The sequence below is a fragment of the Streptomyces sp. NPDC050703 genome, assembly GCF_040654435.1.
GTDB lineage: Bacteria > Actinomycetota > Actinomycetes > Streptomycetales > Streptomycetaceae > Streptomyces.
This window is the reverse complement of sequence record NZ_JBFAHX010000054.1, coordinates 26,795-44,350: the sequence shown is the minus strand read 5'-3', so window position 1 is coordinate 44,350 and position 17,556 is coordinate 26,795. Positions and strand designations below refer to the sequence as shown.

General features: G+C 69.8%; 14 protein-coding genes and 3 pseudogenes. 7 read left to right on the top strand and 10 right to left on the bottom strand.

The features are described 5' to 3' along the window. Positions 1–211: 211 nt before the first annotated feature. A pseudogene (locus AB0I16_RS31955) lies at positions 212–711 on the bottom strand (carbohydrate ABC transporter permease); the annotation flags it as partial. Positions 712–775: 64 nt separating this feature from the next. After that, positions 776–913 (bottom strand): annotated as a pseudogene (locus AB0I16_RS31950) (IS5/IS1182 family transposase); the annotation flags it as partial. 480 nt (positions 914–1,393) lie between these two features. Between AB0I16_RS31950 and AB0I16_RS31945 the strand changes: the two are divergent. From AB0I16_RS31945 to AB0I16_RS31935, 3 genes and pseudogenes are all read left to right on the top strand, one after another. Further along, on the top strand, positions 1,394–2,170 hold the full coding sequence (locus AB0I16_RS31945) for an ATP-binding cassette domain-containing protein (RefSeq protein ID WP_363253146.1): 777 nt from the start codon (positions 1,394–1,396) through the stop codon (positions 2,168–2,170). Continuing rightward, complete coding sequence (locus AB0I16_RS31940) at positions 2,164–3,465, top strand: ABC transporter permease (protein ID WP_363253145.1); 1,302 nt, start codon at positions 2,164–2,166, stop codon at positions 3,463–3,465. Before AB0I16_RS31945 ends, AB0I16_RS31940 begins: the two co-directional genes overlap by 7 nt. 775 nt (positions 3,466–4,240) lie before the next feature. Beyond that, positions 4,241–4,892, top strand: a pseudogene (locus AB0I16_RS31935) (transposase family protein). Positions 4,893–4,961: 69 nt separating this feature from the next. Here the strand turns inward: AB0I16_RS31935 and AB0I16_RS31930 are convergent. Continuing rightward, positions 4,962–5,099 (bottom strand): hypothetical protein, encoded by a 138-nt coding sequence (locus tag AB0I16_RS31930; protein ID WP_363253144.1) that lies wholly within the window; start codon positions 5,097–5,099, stop codon positions 4,962–4,964. 177 nt (positions 5,100–5,276) lie between these two features. Between AB0I16_RS31930 and AB0I16_RS31925 the strand changes: the two genes are divergently transcribed. Then, on the top strand, positions 5,277–7,352 hold the full coding sequence (locus AB0I16_RS31925; RefSeq protein ID WP_363253143.1) for an NPCBM/NEW2 domain-containing protein: 2,076 nt from the start codon (positions 5,277–5,279) through the stop codon (positions 7,350–7,352). A gap of 54 nt (positions 7,353–7,406) precedes the next feature. On the opposite strand, the gene AB0I16_RS31920 is transcribed toward AB0I16_RS31925, so the two are convergent. Continuing rightward, positions 7,407–8,426 carry an ROK family protein gene (locus AB0I16_RS31920; RefSeq protein WP_363253142.1) on the bottom strand — a complete coding sequence of 340 codons (1,020 nt, stop codon included), beginning with the start codon at positions 8,424–8,426 and terminating at the stop codon, positions 7,407–7,409. A gap of 453 nt (positions 8,427–8,879) precedes the next feature. Here AB0I16_RS31920 and AB0I16_RS31915 point away from each other — a divergent pair, with 453 nt between their 5' ends. Beyond that, entirely contained in the window at positions 8,880–9,947 is a 1,068-nt protein-coding gene (locus AB0I16_RS31915) for a LacI family DNA-binding transcriptional regulator (RefSeq protein WP_363253141.1), read from the top strand. Positions 9,948–10,323: 376 nt separating this feature from the next. On the opposite strand, the gene AB0I16_RS31910 is transcribed toward AB0I16_RS31915, so the two are convergent. After that, on the bottom strand, positions 10,324–11,610 hold the full coding sequence (locus AB0I16_RS31910) for an aldolase/citrate lyase family protein (protein ID WP_363253140.1): 1,287 nt from the start codon (positions 11,608–11,610) through the stop codon (positions 10,324–10,326). Between the two features lie 241 nt (positions 11,611–11,851). Here AB0I16_RS31910 and AB0I16_RS31905 point away from each other — a divergent pair, with 241 nt between their 5' ends. Next, positions 11,852–12,769: an endonuclease/exonuclease/phosphatase family protein gene (locus tag AB0I16_RS31905; protein WP_363253139.1), complete on the top strand. Its 918-nt coding sequence runs from the start codon at positions 11,852–11,854 to the stop codon at positions 12,767–12,769. Between the two features lie 60 nt (positions 12,770–12,829). On the opposite strand, the gene AB0I16_RS31900 is transcribed toward AB0I16_RS31905, so the two are convergent. From AB0I16_RS31900 to AB0I16_RS31885, 4 genes are all read right to left on the bottom strand, one after another. Further along, complete coding sequence (locus AB0I16_RS31900) at positions 12,830–13,792, bottom strand: electron transfer flavoprotein subunit alpha/FixB family protein (protein ID WP_363253138.1); 963 nt, start codon at positions 13,790–13,792, stop codon at positions 12,830–12,832. 102 nt (positions 13,793–13,894) lie between these two features. Beyond that, on the bottom strand, positions 13,895–14,680 hold the full coding sequence (locus AB0I16_RS31895) for an electron transfer flavoprotein subunit beta/FixA family protein (protein WP_062771169.1): 786 nt from the start codon (positions 14,678–14,680) through the stop codon (positions 13,895–13,897). 231 nt (positions 14,681–14,911) lie between these two features. Then, entirely contained in the window at positions 14,912–15,418 is a 507-nt protein-coding gene (locus AB0I16_RS31890) for a flavin reductase family protein (protein ID WP_363253137.1), read from the bottom strand. Between the two features lie 157 nt (positions 15,419–15,575). After that, a complete protein-coding gene (locus tag AB0I16_RS31885) occupies positions 15,576–15,902 on the bottom strand; it encodes a thioredoxin family protein (RefSeq protein WP_363253136.1) in 327 nt (108 codons plus the stop codon). A gap of 228 nt (positions 15,903–16,130) precedes the next feature. Here AB0I16_RS31885 and AB0I16_RS31880 point away from each other — a divergent pair, with 228 nt between their 5' ends. After that, on the top strand, positions 16,131–16,859 hold the full coding sequence (locus AB0I16_RS31880; protein ID WP_363253135.1) for a lysophospholipid acyltransferase family protein: 729 nt from the start codon (positions 16,131–16,133) through the stop codon (positions 16,857–16,859). Between the two features lies 1 nt (position 16,860). Here the strand turns inward: AB0I16_RS31880 and AB0I16_RS31875 are convergent, their stop codons facing one another. Then, complete coding sequence (locus AB0I16_RS31875) at positions 16,861–17,466, bottom strand: transglutaminase domain-containing protein (RefSeq protein WP_363253134.1); 606 nt, start codon at positions 17,464–17,466, stop codon at positions 16,861–16,863. Between the last annotated feature and the right edge of the window lie 90 nt (positions 17,467–17,556).

The following is a 17,556-nucleotide window of genomic DNA, read 5'->3' as shown; positions in this document are numbered from 1 at the left end:
GCTCAACACCGACCCGCGCCTGGTCACCCCCATCGAGCCCCTGGAGACGGCGACGACCTGGAGCTGGCGTCGGCTTTAAGCTTCTGTCGTGTGCCGGGGGGCACGGCTGTGTGCGGCCCACGGCTGGCGGGCCCCATGCGGGCCGACGACCCGGCCAGGCCCCGGCCCCCGCTCCCAGCCGTACGCCGGCCGGCCTGGCACGCGTGCGACGGACGCGGGAGCCCGCGGCCAGCACGTTGTAGTCCGTCCAGCACGTTGCAGTCCGTGAATAACTGGCCGCGGAGATTGTTCAGCGACGACGTGACCGGCGGCTCCTCCGCATCGGAGATGAAGATCAGCGCCCAGAGGAAGTCGTTGTGTAATCCAGGTGAATGCGAGCGTGGCGAGCGCCGCGAGGACGGGTCGGCGCAACGGCAGCGATTCGGCGGCGTCCGCGTGTCATGGGCGAGCACGAACACCTGAAGTCGACCTGGAACCCGGCGTTGACCAGGATGAGCGCCCAGAACGAGTCGTAGAGCGTCCGGGAGTCGGACATCCACCAGGGCAGCGGAATCTTCAGGAAGAGGCCGTGGAGCGGGACCACGAGGACCTGCTTCGGCAGCAGTTCCCCGCCGTGAACAGCGTCACGAACACCGCGGGCACGGCGATCAGAAGCGTATAGGTGAAGTACGTGCCCATACCGGATTCGGTGTAGGCCTCGCGGTAGTAGTTCGGGGCGTCGATGAAGTCCTGGAGCGCTTTGATCATCACGGAGCCTCTTCCAACCGCATCGGAGCTCCGCCCAGCATTCGAGCCCTGCATCGGCGAGGGCGTCGATGATCCCGTGCTGCCGGGCGGCGGTCAGGCCGTGGGTCGAACCGGACAGAGCCGGTGAGGCCCAGAGCAGCCGTCCGAACGGATCGGTGAGAACTTGGCCCTTCGCGGCCAGCGAGATGACCATCTCGTCGACGCCGGTCGGGCTCGACCGTTAGCACCGGCGATACGCAGCCCACAGCAGTTTGCAGCGGGCTCGGTCCGCGAACCACCAGACCGATACTCGAATTCGATGACACAACCAGACCAAATCCACTGAACTTCGCGAAAGCGCCTAATCTCTGCACTTTCGCGAAGATCGCGTTCCAGACTCTGCATGCGCGGAGCGTGATACCGTCGTGCCGCTCAGTTAAGGCGTGGCTGCTGCGCCTCCTCGAATGATTCCTAGGGGGAATTGAGTATGCATACAGCCGTAACTCGATGGTATTCCAATGGGTGGTACACAAAGCACGACTGCAATACGACACCTACGAGTGCACGTTCAAGATAAACAAAAACAAGGGTACACAAGTAGGTCACCGGCGCCGGGGTGGGCCCACCGTTGCGGCGGGCCCACCTCGCATTTTTGGGAATGCTATCTATGACGACTTACCCCGTCGCCCGCTTGACTGCCCTCACGCAGGGGTACGGCGACCGACGCATCATTGAAGGGCTCGACCTAGCTATCCAGCCAGGCGTCACCGGATTGCTGGGCCCCAATGGAGCAGGCAAGACCACCCTGTTCCGCACCCTCGCCACGATCACGCCACCGCAGAGCGGGAATTTGGAGCTCTTCAGCAAGCCCGTTACCAGTGAACGGGATGTCCGCCAAGTCCGTCCTCGCATCGGCTACCTCCCGCAGGACTTCGGCTACTACCCAGCGTTCTCGATCACCGACTTCGTTCGCTATTGCGCCTGGTTGCGCGAGGTGCCGTCCAAGAAGGCTGAGTCGGCGACCAGGGAGGCGCTGGCTGCCGTTGGGCTGACTGACAGAGCCCGCGACCGTATGAAGTCCCTTTCCGGCGGCATGCTTCGTCGAGCTGGTATCGCTGCCGCCATCGTCGGCTCCCCTTCCCTGCTCCTCCTCGACGAACCCACCGTTGGTCTCGACCCTGCCCAGCGCCTCGACTTTCGTGACCTCATTCGTTCCCTCGCCCGCGCCGGGGCTGCCGTGGTGCTCAGTACGCACCTGGTGGAGGACGTGGGCGCCGCTTGCGACGCGGTCCTCGTGCTCAGCGATGGCCAAGTAGTCCACAGCGGTACACCTCAGCAATTGGCAGCGCTGTCCACACCGACAGCACCAGGAGACAGTCCGCTGGAACGTGGCTATATGACGGTTCTGGGTAACCGCAGGTCGAGCGAGGAAGCTGCATGCTGAACGCTTACTTCATCGAGTTGCGACGGTCGCCCCTGCTCACCGCCTTCCCCGCGATGATCGCGGTGGACCTGCTGGTGCTCTTCGGACGGTCCAGATACTGGATCGGCGTGTGGCCCGAGGCAAGCGTGGCGGCACAGATCGTCACGCTCTTTTTGGGGCCAGTCCTCGCCGGTATTTCCGCCTGGCAGGCCGGACGTTCCTCCCGAGCGGGAATGCCTGAGTTTCTTCTAGGGGCTGCCCGGCCGGGTTGGCGGATAGAGGCCGTGAGATTGGCCGCCACCCTCACACTCGGATTCCTCGCGTACGGAATCGGATGCCTCACTGCCGCAGCCGTCTCGCTCAGCGATGCCGGTCCGGGCTTCTTGTGGCCCTCCTACCTGCTGCTCGGCGCCTCGACTTTGATCATTTTCGCGTCCGTGGGGCATCTGGCCGGCCGCTGGTGGCCCTCTGCGGCCTTCACACCCATCGTGTGCGCACTGGGCTGCTTCATCAGCATGCTGGCCCTGCCCTTCAAATTCAACGTGCTTGCGGGTCCGCCCGATACCCACCTCAGTCCGCTGCCGGTCGCCCTTCGCCTCCTGTGCGCTCTCGCTCTCGCAGTGCTTGCGGTGACGGCACCGCCGATGAGGAGGAAAGCCGAACGCCAGACGCCCCACCGGAAACTGCCACGGCATGTGCGCGGTATAGCCGCCGGGTCGGTGGTCTGCTCCTTCTTCGCGCTGGCCGCAGCCCCAGCCGTCGGCGAACTGCGCGTGGAGCGTCCGGCCTCAGCGACCACGCCGCTGTGCGACCGTGCCAACGACAGCGCCCCACGGGTGTGCGTCTGGCCGGAACACCGGAAGTACCTGCCAGAGCTGACGCGGATGGCCCAGCACCTTGACCAGGCCCCCCAGCGCTGGATCAAGGTACCCGCTGAGTTCCACGAATTCGGACTCCAGCGGACTGACCTGGGAGACGCAGGCTTTCACATTGCCGAAGGGCACGTACGCACCGCAGCAATTGCCATGGCGGATCAGGTGTTCACGGCGTCATTCGGCCGGTGTCGCCCGCCGCGGGACGAGCGCCAAGCGTGGCAGTCCATGGACAACATCCATCTGTGGCTTGAATACCAGGCCGTCGGCCAGGACCCGGCCGTCGCCGACAAGGGGCTCCACCTCGAAGGAGTCTCCACCGCCCAACGCGAAGCAACCAAGGCTGCGCGAATGCCGTCGCCCGAACAGCAGACCTGGGTCGCGCAGGAACGCAGCCATGTACTACGTGAGAGCTCATGGTGCACGCCTGATGAACGGCCCTGATCTGCTGCGCTACGCAAGAGCGCATCGAGGCGGGGCAGTCCTCGCGGGGACCGCTGTCGTTGCACTTGTGTCAGCGCTCTTCGGTGGTACCAACATTGCGCTTCCCTCCATCGGCAGCGGAGGAGTCACCACAGGTGTGCCCTACCGTCAACATCTGCCGCTGCTAACGGCTGTCTTCCTCTCCGCCACTCTTGACGGAGCCATGTCCGCACACGATGCAATAGGTGCAACCACGATGCACCGATTGCGCGTCGCGTACTGCGCTACGCTGACATTGACGGTTTGCGCCTTTTCTTTCGGTACAGAGACCCTTGCCAACGGCCCGGGCTCAGGGATCGTCTTCGTCCGATCCGTCTTGATCTGGCTCGGTCTCGCCCTGCTGTCTGCCCGCATATTGGGGCAACAACTCGGCTGGGCCATCCCTTTGACCTCGGTCCTCTTTCTGGTCTGGTATCCCCTCACCTGGTGGGATTGGACGTCCGCCCCAGCCACCGACCTTTTCAGCTGGACTGTTGCAGCGATTGCTCTGCTGCTCGGAGTTGCCGCGACCGCAGCCACTCCTTGGCGAAGGAAAGTGCTGCTTCCATAATGGATGCCAGCGAGCGTGAAACCCGCGTGCCCAAGTGTTACTTCATCCTCCGGCCGGTTCCATCCAGGCACTGAGCCTCTTCCAACCTGACGGTGTCGACCGCGAGTTGGGCAGTCCTACGCAACGACGAAGCTCCTGGTAGACGAGTTCTCGGCCAAGATCACCTGGGTCCGCCAGGAGCTTCGTGTGCTTGTGTCCCCGTCCTCGATCGAGTTGTCCATCCGCACACTGCGGTTGCCGGCCAGACAACTGACGGTCAGGCGTCAGGACATCGGGACGCGGTGGCGGCGGCTTCCCGTGGCCCGTCAGCCTCTGGCCGAGGCGATGAAACCATGCGGACGAAGGTGTTCGTCATCCTCGACGGCACCCTGCTGCCCATTGACCGGATCGCCGCCGACACCCCGTACTACTCCGGTAAGCACAAGCGCCACGGCGTGAACGTCCAGGTCCTCCATCCGTTCGGACGGCTGCTCTGGGCCTCACCGGCTCTGCCCGGTTCGACCCACGACCTGACCGCCGCCCGGCAGCACGGGATCATCGACGCCCTCGCCGATGCAGGGCCCGAATGCTGAGCGGACAAAATGCTGAGCGGACGAAATGCTGGGCGGACAAGGCGTATCAAGGTTCCGGCAGGCCCGTCCGGGTTCCGTTTCGGGGCTGTCGGCTCCAGCGGTGGAAGCGACGGCACAACACCACCCACGCCAAGATCCGCTGTGTCGGCGAGCGAGCCGTGGCCGCCCTCAAGGGCCGGCGCCTCCTGCGGAAGCTCCGCTGCGGCATCAACCGCATCACCGACGTGGTGAAGGCAGTCCTCGCCCTTCACCAGGCGTCAGCGTGACGTGGGAAGAGCTCACTGCATGCGGTAACCGGCGAACCACATGAAGACGTCGTCCGGAGTGGCGCGGAGTTATCGCGTGCTGTTCTGCTGGAATGCGTTGAGCTCCGTCGTATGGACCTCGACCGTCTCGCCCGTCTTCTTCTCGTACGCGTCGAAGGTGCCCTGGAACGCCTTCTTCGGCACGGCGTCCGAAGAGTTGGACCCCATGGTGACTACGTTCTTCTTGATTGCGCCGGGACATCCGATGTCCCCTCGCGCCTTTCGGCTGCGCCCGGACCGTTACGGCCCCTCTTCCAACAGAGTCCAACACGGCCTACCGTAAGCGCGCACCCCGTGACACGTACGCGCACATCCGACTTCACGTGCATACGGAGGAACGTAACGATGCGTCGATTCCCCTGCCGTACCACCGGCCGAAGAGTGGTCGGATCGCTGGTCACGGTGTTGTTGTGCGCGGGCGGACTCGCCGCTCCCGCCGCCGCCCGCGACGGTGGCGAGCGGGCGGCGACCGTCGGCACTCCCACCGGACAGCCCGCCGCCGGCCCCGCCGTGAAGCTCCCCGACGGCCTGGCGGCGACCCCGCCCATGGGCTTCAACAACTGGAACTCCACACATTGCCGCGCCGAGTTCGACGAGTCCATGGTCAAGGGCATCGCGGACATCTTCGTCGAGAGGGGCCTGAAGGACGCGGGCTACGAGTACGTCAACCTCGACGACTGCTGGGCCCTGCCCGAACGCGACGCGAACGGCAAGCTCGTCCCCGATCCCAAGCGCTTCCCGCAGGGCATCAAGGCCGTCACCGACTACGTCCACAGCAAGGGCCTCAAGATCGGCATCTACACCAGCGCGGGCACCAAGACCTGCAACTCCGCGGGCTTCCCCGGCGCCCTCGGCCATGAACGCAGCGACGCCCAGCAGTTCGCGGAGTGGGGCATCGACTACCTCAAGTACGACAACTGCAACAACCAGGGCGTCGACGCCAAGCAGCGGTACACCGCGATGCGCGACGCGCTGAAGGCCGCGTCCGAGACCACCGGACGGCCCATCGTCTACAGCATCTGCGAGTGGGGCGAGAACAAGCCCTGGGAGTGGGCGGCCGACGTCGGGCACCTGTGGCGCACCACCGGCGACATCAGCGACAACTGGGGCTCCATGCTGTCGATCATGAAGCAGAACCTGCCGCTCGCGAAGTACGCGGGCCCCGGGCACTGGAACGACCCGGACATGCTGGAGGTCGGCAACGGCGGCATGACCGACACCGAGTACCGCACCCACTTCTCGATGTGGTCGATCATGGCCGCACCGCTGCTCATCGGCTCCGACCTGCGCAAGGCATCCCCCGAGACCTTCGAGATCCTCGGCAACGAAGAGGTCATCGCCGTCGACCAGGACCCGCTCGGCAAGCAGGGCGAGGTGCTCTCCTCGGAGGACGGGCGATGGGTCGTCGCCAAGGAGATGAAGGACGGCAGCCGTGCCGTCGCCCTCTTCAACGAGACCGGCACCGCCCGGTCCATCTCCACGACCGCGAAGGCGGTCGGCCTCCCGGACACCGGCGGGTACACGCTGCGCGACCTGTGGCGGCACAAGAGCTACAACACCGCTGGCCGCATCTCGGCGACCGTGCCCGCGCACGGCACCGTCCTGCTCCGCGTCACGGCCGACGGCGACTGGGCGAAGCAGCCCCCGGCCGTCGAACTCGGCGCCGAGGGCGCGGCGCTGGTCGAGGCCGGCAAGCGGACGGAACTCACCTCCGAGGTCACCAACCTCGGCCGCACCGCCGCGCACCGCGTCGCCGTCACGCTCAGCGGCCCCTCCGGCTGGCGGCTGAAGCCCACGTCGCCCACCACCGCGAAGTCCCTCCGTACGGGGCAGAAGCTCACGACGGCATGGTCGGTCACCGCACCCGCGGGAACGGCCCCGGGGCTGTACGACCTGACCCTGAAGACCACCTACCGCTCCCCGCGGGGCGTCCGGGCCGACAGCGTTCTGCCGCTGACGGCGAACGTGGTCGTCGCGCCTCCCGCGGGCAGCTCGGCCCTCGGCGACCTGCCGTGGATCTCCGCGATCAACGGCTGGGGCCCGGTGGAACGCAACACCAGCAACGGTGAGAACGCCGCGGGCGACGGCAACCCGATCACCATCGGCGGCAGGACGTACGCCAAGGGGCTCGGCGTCCACGCGCCGAGCAGCGTCGAGTACTACGCGGGCGCGGCCTGCGAGAAGGTCACCGCGTCCGTCGGCGTCGACGACGAGAAGCTGACGCGCGGCACGGTCGCCTTCGAGATCTGGGCGGACTCCAAGAAGGTCGCCTCCACCGGCGTCCTCACCAACGCCATGCCGGCACAGGAACTGTCGGCCGACGTAACGGGCGCACAGGTCGTACGCCTCACCGTCACGGACGGCGGCGACGGCATCGACTCGGACCATGCGGACTGGGCGGAGGCGACGATGAGCTGCTGAGGTGACCGGGGCGCGCGTGTGACTTGGGGGCGCGGTAACGAAGGCGCCCCGGTCTCAGAAGCGCGCCCCATCAGCGCCTGCCACCGCACCAGCGGTCAACGCACCGCGCGCGCCGCCGCGCGCTCCACCGCTCATCCCGTCCCGCGCCCCACCGCTCAGCGCCGCCGCGGCCGCCCCCACGAGCCCCGCGTCCGTGCCCATCAGGGCGGGCGCCACCGTCAGGTCACGTACGAAGGACAGCGTGGCGTACTCGCGCAGCGAGCGGCGCAGCGGCGTGAACAGGACGTCGCCCGCCTTGCCCACTCCCCCGCCGATCACCGCGATGTCGATCTCGACCAGCGTCGCCGTGGCGGCGATGCCGGCGGCGAGTGCCTTGGCCGCGCGTTCGAAGGAGGCGATGGCCACCGGGTCGCCCGCGCGGGCGGCGTCGGCCACCGCAGCCGCCGAGGTGTCGCCGTCGGGGCCGGGGAGCCAGCCGTCCGCCACGGCGCGGCGTGCGATGTTCGGGCCGCTGGCGATGCGTTCGACGCAGCCGCGGGCACCGCACGGGCAGGGGTCGCCGTCGAGGTCGACGCTGATGTGACCGATGTGACCTGCGTTGCCCGTGGGCCCCGGGTGGAGTTTGCCGCCGAGGACGAGGCCGCCGCCGACGCCGGTCGAGACGACGAGGCAGAGCGCGTTGTCGTGGCCCCTGGCGGCGCCCTGCCAGTGTTCGGCCGCGGTCATGGCCACGCCGTCGCCGACCAGTTCGACGGGGAGGCCGCCGGTCACCGAGCGGACGCGTTCGACGAGGGGGTAGCCGCGCCAGCCGGGGACGTTCACGGGGCTGACCGTGCCGGCCGACGCGTCCACCGGGCCCGCGCTGCCGATGCCGACGGCGGCGGCCCTGCCCCACAGCCCGCTGGAGGTCAGCTCGCCGAGGACCTCCTCGACCGCCCGCATCACCGTGTCGCCGTCCTCGCGCGCGGGCGTCGGCCGCTGGGCGCGCAGCAGGATGCGCCCCTCACGGTCCACCAGGGCGCCGGCGATCTTGGTGCCGCCGATGTCGAGTGCGGCGACGAGGTCCATGTGCATCTGTGTCGGGTCTCCTGTGATCCGTCGCGATGTCGAAGTGTAAGAGCAGGCGGGAGAGTGCGAAGGTCAGTCTTCCTTGCATCTGACAACGTTGTCCAGGCCCTATGCTCGACGCCACACGCTCATGAACGAATACGGGCGGCCCCAGAACGACCCCAGGACGAGCCCGGAACCAGCTCGGGACGAACCCGGAACGAGCCCGGACCCAGCCCGGAACCAGTCCGGGACGAACCCGGAACGAGCCCGGAACCGGCCCGGGACGGCCTCAGGGCAACCTCGGGACGACCGTACGGGCGGCCTCGCGGCAGGCCCCAAGGCCGCCCCGGACGATCCGGCCGACCCGCACGACACGAGACGACCTGCACGACCCGCACGACACGAGACGACCTGCACGACCCGCACGACCCGCACGACCCGCACGACCCGCACGACCCGGACACCCCATACGCCCCGATGGACGACAGGACAGGACAGCGCACCGTGGCAGAGACCGCCGCCCGACGACCCGCCAGCCGCTACGGCAACCGTCCGACCATGAAGGACGTCGCCGCACGTGCGGGAGTCGGCCTGAAGACGGTCTCCCGCGTCGTGAACGGCGAACCGGGCGTCACCCCCGACACCGAGCGCCGCGTGCAGGAGGCCATCGAGGCCCTCGGCTTCCGGCGCAACGACAGCGCGCGCGTGCTGCGCAAGGGCCGCACCGCCAGCATCGGGCTCGTCCTCGAAGACCTCGCCGACCCGTTCTACGGCCCGCTGAGCCGCGCCGTGGAGGAGGTCGCGCGGGCGCACGGGGCGCTGCTCATCAACGGGTCGAGCGCCGAGGACCCGGACCGCGAGCAGGAGCTGGTGCTCGCGCTCTGCGCGCGCCGGGTCGACGGTCTCGTGATCATCCCGGCCGCCGACGACCACCGTTACCTGGAGCCGGAGATCGCCGCCGGTGTCGCGACCGTCTTCGTCGACCGGCCCGCGGGGAGGATCGACGCCGACGCGGTGCTCTCCGACAGCTTCGGCGGGGCCCGGGACGGCGTGGCGCACCTCATCGCGCACGGGCACCGCCGCATCGGCTTCATCGGCGACCAGCCGCGCATCCACACGGCGATAGAGCGGCTGCGCGGCTACCGTGCCGCGATGGAGGACGCGGAGATCCCCGTCGACGAGGCGTGGGTCTCGCTGGGCCCGACCGATCCGGAGCGGGTGCGGAGGGCGGCCGAGGAGATGCTGGGCGGCCCCGAGCCCGTGACGGCGATCTTCGCCGGCAACAACCGCGTGACCGTGACGGTCGTGCGGGTCCTCGCCGCTCTCGACCGGCCCGTGGCCCTGGTCGGCTTCGACGACATCGAGCTGGCGGATCTGCTCGACCCGGGCGTGACCGTGGTCGCGCAGGACGCGGCGCAGCTCGGCAGGACGGCGGCGGAGCGGCTGTTCCGGCAGCTCGACGGCGCGTCCGGGGCCCCGGAGCGGGTCGAGCTGCCGACGCGGCTCATCCAGCGCGGCTCGGGCGAGCTGCCGCCGGCGGGCTGAGAGCCCGTGTCACGGTCCCGGCCGGCTCAGCAGGCGGGCAGGCCGGGCAGCGGGTCGGCGGGTCGGCGACGATCGCGGCGAGCGTCGGCCCCGTCGACGTACGGCGGAAGGGCGAGGAGCCCTCGACCGCGGCGTGCGGCGTGGCGCCGAGTGCCCGGACGCCGGAGGCGGGGCCCCCGGGTCGTGTCCCTGTGTCCCTGTGTCCCTGGGCGCGCTCGGGCGCCCTGTAGCCCCAGGGAGCGACCCGTTCCCCCGCTGCGGGTCAGGCGTGCCCGCCACCACCGCCGCCCCGTCTCCGCGCGCCATCACTCTGTGGCGGACGGACTACGGAGCGGCAGTGGTAGCGGGCTCGGCGTCACCCGTTCGGGGCAGTCGGCTACTTGCCCGTGAGGTCTCCGCGGCGGGGGCCCGCGAAGCCCTGGAGCCGGGCCAGGGTCAGGCCGGTGAGCCGGGTGACCTCGCCCGCGTCGAGGGCGCCGCAGTCCAGGCCGCGCAGCAGGTATCCGGCGAGGGCCTTGGCGGTGGCGGGCTCGTCGGCGACGGCGCCGCCCGCGTGGTGGCCCGCGTAGGCGGCGAGGCGCGCGGCGGCGGCCTCGAAGCCCTCGCGGTAGAAGGCGAACACGGCCGCGTAGCGCGTGGGGATGTGGCCGGGGTGCATGTCCCAGCCCTGGTAGTAGGCGCGGGCCAGGGCGCGCCGGGTGAGGCCGAAGTGGAGCCGCCAGGCGTCGTGGACCTGCTCGGTGGTGCCGACGGGCAGGACGTTGGTGGAGCCGTCGGACACGCGTACGCCGGTGCCCGCGGCGGCGACCTGCATGACGGCCTTGGCGTGGTCGGCGGCCGGGTGGTCGCTCGCCTGGTGGGCGGCGCTGACGCCGAGGCAGGCGCTGTAGTCGAAGGTGCCGTAGTGGAGTCCCGTGGCGCGGCCCTCGGCGGCCTGGATCATGCGGGCGACGGCGGCGGTGCCGTCGGTGGCGAGGATGGACTGGCTGGTCTCGATCTGTATCTCGAAGCCGATCCGGCCCTGCTCAAGGCCGCGCGCCTTCTCGAACTCCTCCAGCAGGCGCACCATCGCGGTGACCTGCTCGGGGTAGGTCACCTTGGGCAGGGTGAGGACGAGGCCGTCGGGGAGGCCGCCCGCCTCCATGAGGCCGGAGAGGAAGACGTCGAGCGTGCGGATGGCGCGGTCGCGCACGGCCGCCTCCATGCACTTCATGCGGATGCCCATGTACGGGGCCGCCGTGCCGTTCCGGTAGGCGTCGGCCACCAGGCGGGCCGCGCGGGCGGCGTCCTGGTCCTCGTCGGCGCCCTTGTAGCCGTCCTCGAAGTCGATGCGCAGGTCTTCGACGGGCTCGCGCTCCAGCTTGGCGCGCACGCGCGTGTAGACGGCGTCGGCCAGGTCGTCGCCGAGGCCGAGCACGGAGGCGAAGGCGGCGGAGTCGGGGGCGTGTTCGTCGAGCATGGCGAGAGCCTGGTCGCCCCAGGTGCGGATGGTCCCGGCGGTGAACTGCTCACCGGGGACGTAGACGGTGTGGACGGGCTGGCGGGTGCCGGGGTCTCCGGGATAGCGGCGGTCGAGCTCCGCGTCCACGGGGGCGAGGGAGGCGCTGATGCTCTCGCTGACCGCGTCGGCGAGGCTCGTCGCCACCTGCTCTTGCTGACCCATTGCTGCATCCTCCACACAGTTGGCGCCGCGCCCGGCGTTTCCGCTTCACGGAATCATTAATCCGTATAGCGAAGTTATCCGTGACCTTCGTGCTGGTCAACACCCTCCCGTGTCCTGCATCCGTAGCGGACCACGGCGGTTCACGCGTGTCCCGGGCCGTACGGGCGGCCTTGTTGGCCAGTGTGAGCCCATCCCCGCGCGCCCACGGCAGGACCGCGCGGCCCCGACCGAAGGAGACCGTGTGCCGATCGACTCCCGCTTCTCGCGCCGAACCGGTCTGCGAGCCGCGCTCGCCGCGACGGCGGCGCTCCCCGTGTTCGGCGGGGCACTCTCCGGCGGCCCCGCGTACGCGGCGGGGGCACGGCCCGGCGCGCGGGCGCCGGAGACCCGCCTGGAGGTCATGACGTTCAACCTCCGCTTCGCGAGCGACAAGCCCCCGCACACCTGGGCCCAGCGCCGCCCGGTCACCAAGGAGCTGCTGCGCCGCGCCGAGCCGCACGTCATCGGCACCCAGGAGGGCCTGTACTCGCAGCTCCGCGACATCGAGTCCGACCTCGGCGCGGACTACGACTGGATCGGCACGGGCAGCGGAGGGGGCAGCCGCGACGAGTTCATGGCCGTCTTCTACGACACCAGGAGGCTCACCCCGCTGGAGTACGAGCACTTCTGGCTCTCGGACACCCCGAACGTCATCGCGTCCAACACCTGGGGCGCCCGTTCGGTCCGCATGGCCACCTGGGTCCGCTTCAAGGACCTGAACACCGGTGGCGAGCTGTACGTCCTCGACACGCACCTGGACCACATCAGCCAGAACGCGCGCGCCCGCTCCGCGACGCTGATCGCCGAGCGCGTCGGCCGTCTCGACCAGGCCAAGCCGCTCGTCGTGACGGGCGACTTCAACGCCACCGCCCACAAGAACGTCGTCTACGACACGCTCCTGCGCGCCGGCCTCGTCGACACCTGGGACGCGGCGGAGCAGCGCGGCAAGGCGTACGCCACGTACCACGGCTACAAGCCGCCCACCCCGGACGGCAACCGCATCGACTGGATTCTGACGCGGCCCACGGCGCGGGTCCACGCGGCCTCGATGAACACGTTCTCGCTCGGCGGGCAGTACCCGAGCGACCACCTGCCGGTGCAGGCGACGCTGACGCTGTGACGCGCGAAGGCCCCCGCGCCGCCACACGGGCGGGACGGGGGCCTCGTACGCACGACGGGGTCAGCCCTTGCGGGCCTTGACCTCTTCGGTGAGCGCGGGGACGACCTCGAAGAGGTCGCCGACCACGCCGTAGTCGACCAGGTCGAAGATCGGGGCCTCGGCGTCCTTGTTGATGGCCACGATGGTCTTCGAGGTCTGCATGCCCGCGCGGTGCTGGATCGCGCCGGAGATGCCGGAGGCGATGTAGAGCTGCGGGGAGACCGACTTGCCGGTCTGGCCCACCTGGTTGGAGTGCGGGTACCAGCCGGCGTCGACGGCGGCGCGGGAGGCGCCGACAGCGGCGCCGAGCGAGTCGGCGAGGTTCTCGATGAGCGAGAAGTTCTCGGCGCCGTTGACGCCGCGGCCGCCGGAGACCACGATCGCGGCCTCGGTCAGCTCGGGGCGCCCCGTCGACTCGCGCGGCGTGCGCGAGACGACCTTGGTGCCGGTGGCCTTCTCGGAGAACGAGACGCTGAGCGCCTCGACGGCGCCCGCGGCGGGGGCGGCCTCCACGGCGGCCGAGTTCGGCTTGACCGTGATGACCGGGGTGCCCTGCGAGATGCGGGACTTGGTGGTGTACGAGGCGGCGAACACGGACTGCGTGGCCACCGGGCCCTCGTCGCCGGCCTCGATGTCGACGGCATCGGTGATGATGCCGGACTTGATGCGGACCGCGAGGCGGGCCGCGATCTCCTTGGCCTCGGCCGACGAGGGCACCAGCACGGCGACCGGGGAGACGGCCTCGTACGCGGCCTGGAGCGCGTCCACCTTCGGTACGACGAGGTAGTCGGCGAACTCGGGGGCGTCGGCGGTGAGGACCTTGACCGCGCCGTGCTCGGCGAGCGTGGCGGCGGTGGCCTCGGCGCCCGCGCCCAGGGCGACGGCGACGGGCTCGCCGACGCGGCGGGCCAGGGTCAGCAGTTCGAGGGTGGGCTTGCGGACGGCGCCGTCCACGTGGTCGACGTAGACGAGAACTTCAGCCATGGGACTTCAATCTCCTGCGAGTGCGAAGAATCTGGGAGGCGGTTGCGGGGCTCTTCGAGCCTCTGGGCGGCCCCGGGACACTCCCCGGGCCCGCCGGTGGGGCTAGATGAACTTCTGGCCCGCGAGGTACTCGGCGAGCTGCTTGCCGCCCTCGCCCTCGTCCTTGACGATCGTGCCGGCCGTGCGGGCCGGACGCTCGGTGGCGGACTCGACCTTGGTCCAGGCACCTTCGAGGCCGACCTCTTCGGCCTCGATGTCCAGGTCACCGAGGTCGAGCGACTCCACCGGCTTCTTCTTGGCGGCCATGATGCCCTTGAAGGACGGGTAGCGGGCCTCGCCCGACTGGTCCGTCACGGACACGACGGCCGGCAGGGACGCCTCCAGCTGCTCGGAGGCGGCGTCGCCGTCCCGGCGGCCCTTGACGACGCCGTCCTCGACGGAGACCTCGGAGAGCAGGGTGACCTGCGGGACGCCCAGGCGCTCGGCGAGGATCGCCGGCAGCACGCCCATGGTGCCGTCGGTCGAGGCCATGCCGGTGATGACCAGGTCGTAACCGGTCTTCTCGATCGCCTTGGCGAGCACCAGCGAGGTGCCCATGACGTCGGTGCCGTGCAGGTCGTCGTCCTCGACGTGGACGGCCTTGTCGGCGCCCATGGAGAGCGCCTTGCGCAGCGCGTCCTTGGCGTCCTCCGGGCCGACGGTCAGCACGGTGATCTCCGCGTCGTCCGCCTCGTCGGCGATCTGCAGCGCCTGCTCGACGGCGTACTCGTCCAGCTCCGACAGCAGGCCGTCGACGTCGTCGCGGTCGACGGTCAGGTCATCGGCGAAGTGCCGGTCGCCGGTGGCGTCGGGCACGTACTTCACACAGACAACGATCCTCAAGCTCACGCCGGCTCTCCTACTGCATCGTCTTTACTGGGCTGCTGCCTTGGCTTCGGCCACTGCCTTCTTGCAGGCAGCATAGGCGCCTGAAGCGGCGGACCCCGGTCGGGGATGCCCCCGCTCCGATCGAAATATTACTCATGAGTACACCCAGTTCATTCCCGCTGAGCAAGCGCTTTGAACTGTGACCTTCCCAACGCCCCGCGATCGGCCGCCGAAGCCCCGCGCCGGGAACTCTCAGTCGCGCAGCGCGTTGAAGCGTCCGCCCTGGTAGAGCAGCGGCCGCCCCTCACCGTCGGGGTCCCCCGCGACGGCCTCCGCGAGGACGAGCCGGTGGTCGCCCGCGGGCACCCGCGCCACGATCCGGCACACCAGCCAGGCCGGCGTGCCGTCGAGCACGGGCACCCCCTCGGGCCCCTCGCGCCAGGCGGTGGGCGCGCCGAAGCGGTCGGCTCCGCTGCGCGCGAACGTGGCGGCCAGCTCCTGCTGGTGCTCGCCGAGTATGTGGACGCCGACATGGCCGGTCTCCCGGATGGCGGGCCAGCTCGACGCACCGGTGCCGACGCCGAAGGAGACCATCGGAGGATCGGCGGAGACCGAGGTGAGCGAGGTGGCCGTGAAGCCGACGGGTCGGCCGCCATGGGCCGCGGTGATCACGGCGACCCCCGCCGCGTGGCGCCGGAAGACCGAGCGCAGCAGGTCGGGGCCGGCGGTACGGGCGCCGATGGCGGGCGTGGCCGTCACTGAGTCGTCCTCATGGAAGGGGTTCCGGGGCAGGCGGGGAAGGGGGTCCCCGGGGCATGTGAGCAGGCTCGCGACAGTTGGCCCATACAGTCAAGCCGAACCCGGCGGATGAAAGATGCGTCACTGCCCGGCCACCCGGTGTGAGGGCGGAGGAGGCTCACACGGCCTCCCCGAGCGCGGCGATGACATCGGCCCTGCGCGGCTGTCCCGCGGCGCGGCGCACCACGTGGCCCGACGCGTCGAGGACGAGCACGGTCGGCGTCTTCTCGACCCGCAGCTCCCGGACGAGCGCGAGGTGCTCCTCGGCGTCGATCTCGACGTGGGCCACGCCGGGAACCATCCCGGCCACGTCCGCGAGGATGCGGCGGGTCGCCCGGCAGGGCCGGCAGAACGCGCTGGAGAACTGCACGAGCGTGGCCCGCTCCCCCAGTCCCTCCCCGAGGTCCGCCGCGCCGAGCCGCCGCCCGGTGTCGCGTCCTGACACGTACTGCCTCCCGCCCGCGCGAAATCCTTGATCCGGTCCCTTCCCAGTTCAGCACTTGTGCGGCCGTGAGAATTCCGACGTGACGAGAATCTCCCGGATCGAGGGCACCAAGACTGGTCACTCGTCCGTTCTTGGGGCACGATCTGCGCAACGCCGAAAAACCTACGGCTGCGTAACCTCCCGCCGGGAGCCCCCTCCCCAGGCAGACACGAAGGGCCCTCCCCACCCATGGCAGAGCTTGTCTACCGTCCGGTCATCGGTGCCGCCAAAACGCTGTTCAAGGTGTGGGACCTGAAGATCGACTGCAAGGGGTCGGAGAACATCCCACGCTCCGGTGGCGCGGTCCTCGTCAGCAACCACATCAGCTATCTCGACTTCATCTTCGACGGCCTCGCCGCTCTGCCGCAGAAGCGGCTCGTGCGCTTCATGGCCAAGGAGTCGGTGTTCCGGCACAAGATCTCCGGCCCGCTGATGCGCGGGATGAAGCACATCCCCGTCGACCGCGAGCAGGGCGAGACGGCGTACGCGCACGCGCTCGAATCGCTGCGCTCCGGGGAGATCATCGGCGTCTTCCCCGAGGCGACGATCTCGCAGTCCTTCACGCTGAAGTCCTTCAAGTCGGGCGCCGCGCGCATGGCCCAGGAGGCGGGCGTCCCGCTCGTCCCCATGGCCCTGTGGGGCACGCAGCGGCTGTGGACCAAGGGCCATCCGCGCAACTTCAAGCGCAGCCACACGCCGATCACGATCCGGGTGGGCGAGCCCCTCGAAGCGCCCAAGGACCAGTACGCGGGCGCGATCACGCGGCGGCTGCGCGAGCGCTGCCAGGAGCTGCTCGAAGCCGCCCAGCGCGCCTACCCCGTGCGGCCCAAGGGGCCCGACGACACGTGGTGGATGCCGGCGCACCTCGGCGGCACGGCGCCGACCCCCGCCGAGGTGAAGGCCCTCGAAGCCGGCTGAGTCACCGGTCCGCCCGGAGCGTGTCGGGCAGGTCCTCCCACAGCCGTGACCTGTCGGGGGCGTTCCGCATGACCTCGACGATGCCGGGGTCCGGCGCGGCGTACAGGCCCGGGAGGTCCGCCTCGCCGGCGCCGGCGTCGGGCACCCAGGCCAGCCGCTCCCCCTCCAGGGAGAAGTGCGCCTCGACGCCCGGCTTGTTTCCCCGGCAGTCCTGCCGGTGCCAGGCGCCCCGGAAGCGCACGGCGACCAGCCCGTGCAGGCAGTGCCCGGTGCCGGTGTCGTGGGTCAGCCGCTGGTAGCAGAGCGCGGTCGGGATGTCCTCGGCCCGCAGCAGCGCGGCCAGGGCGTGCGCCTTGGCGTGGCAGATGCCGGTGCGCTGTTCGAGCACGTCCGAGGCCCGCCAGGTCACCCGCGGGTCACCGCTGTCCGCGGAGTGAGCGACGGTGTCGCGTATGTGGAGGTAGGCGGCGCGGGCGTACGCGTAGGAGTCCGCGGCCTCGTGCGCGAGGCGCGCGGCGGTCTCGCGTACGACGGGGTGGTGGTGGTCGATGACCTCGTCGGCGGCCATGTACGCGGACAGGTCCGGGTCCTGCTGGATGAGCTGCATGGCACGCGAGCATAGGAATACGACCCACCGCTGGTCAATGTTTTTACGGTGGGCCGTATATCTATGCAGCACTTTCCGTGGGACGCACGG

What these genes read in the sequence shown, in the direction of transcription:
- AB0I16_RS31945 (WP_363253146.1), top strand. Translation starts at nt 1,394, where the DNA reads ATGACGACTTACCCCGTCGCCCGCTTGACTGCCCTCACGCAGGGGTAC.
- AB0I16_RS31940 (WP_363253145.1), top strand. Translation starts at nt 2,164, where the DNA reads ATGCTGAACGCTTACTTCATCGAGTTGCGACGGTCGCCCCTGCTCACC.
- AB0I16_RS31930 (WP_363253144.1), bottom strand. Translation starts at nt 5,099, where the DNA reads ATGGGGTCCAACTCTTCGGACGCCGTGCCGAAGAAGGCGTTCCAGGGC.
- AB0I16_RS31925 (WP_363253143.1), top strand. Translation starts at nt 5,277, where the DNA reads ATGCGTCGATTCCCCTGCCGTACCACCGGCCGAAGAGTGGTCGGATCG.
- AB0I16_RS31920 (WP_363253142.1), bottom strand. Translation starts at nt 8,426, where the DNA reads ATGCACATGGACCTCGTCGCCGCACTCGACATCGGCGGCACCAAGATC.
- AB0I16_RS31915 (WP_363253141.1), top strand. Translation starts at nt 8,880, where the DNA reads ATGGACGACAGGACAGGACAGCGCACCGTGGCAGAGACCGCCGCCCGA.
- AB0I16_RS31910 (WP_363253140.1), bottom strand. Translation starts at nt 11,610, where the DNA reads ATGGGTCAGCAAGAGCAGGTGGCGACGAGCCTCGCCGACGCGGTCAGC.
- AB0I16_RS31900 (WP_363253138.1), bottom strand. Translation starts at nt 13,792, where the DNA reads ATGGCTGAAGTTCTCGTCTACGTCGACCACGTGGACGGCGCCGTCCGC.
- AB0I16_RS31880 (WP_363253135.1), top strand. Translation starts at nt 16,131, where the DNA reads ATGGCAGAGCTTGTCTACCGTCCGGTCATCGGTGCCGCCAAAACGCTG.
- AB0I16_RS31875 (WP_363253134.1), bottom strand. Translation starts at nt 17,466, where the DNA reads ATGCAGCTCATCCAGCAGGACCCGGACCTGTCCGCGTACATGGCCGCC.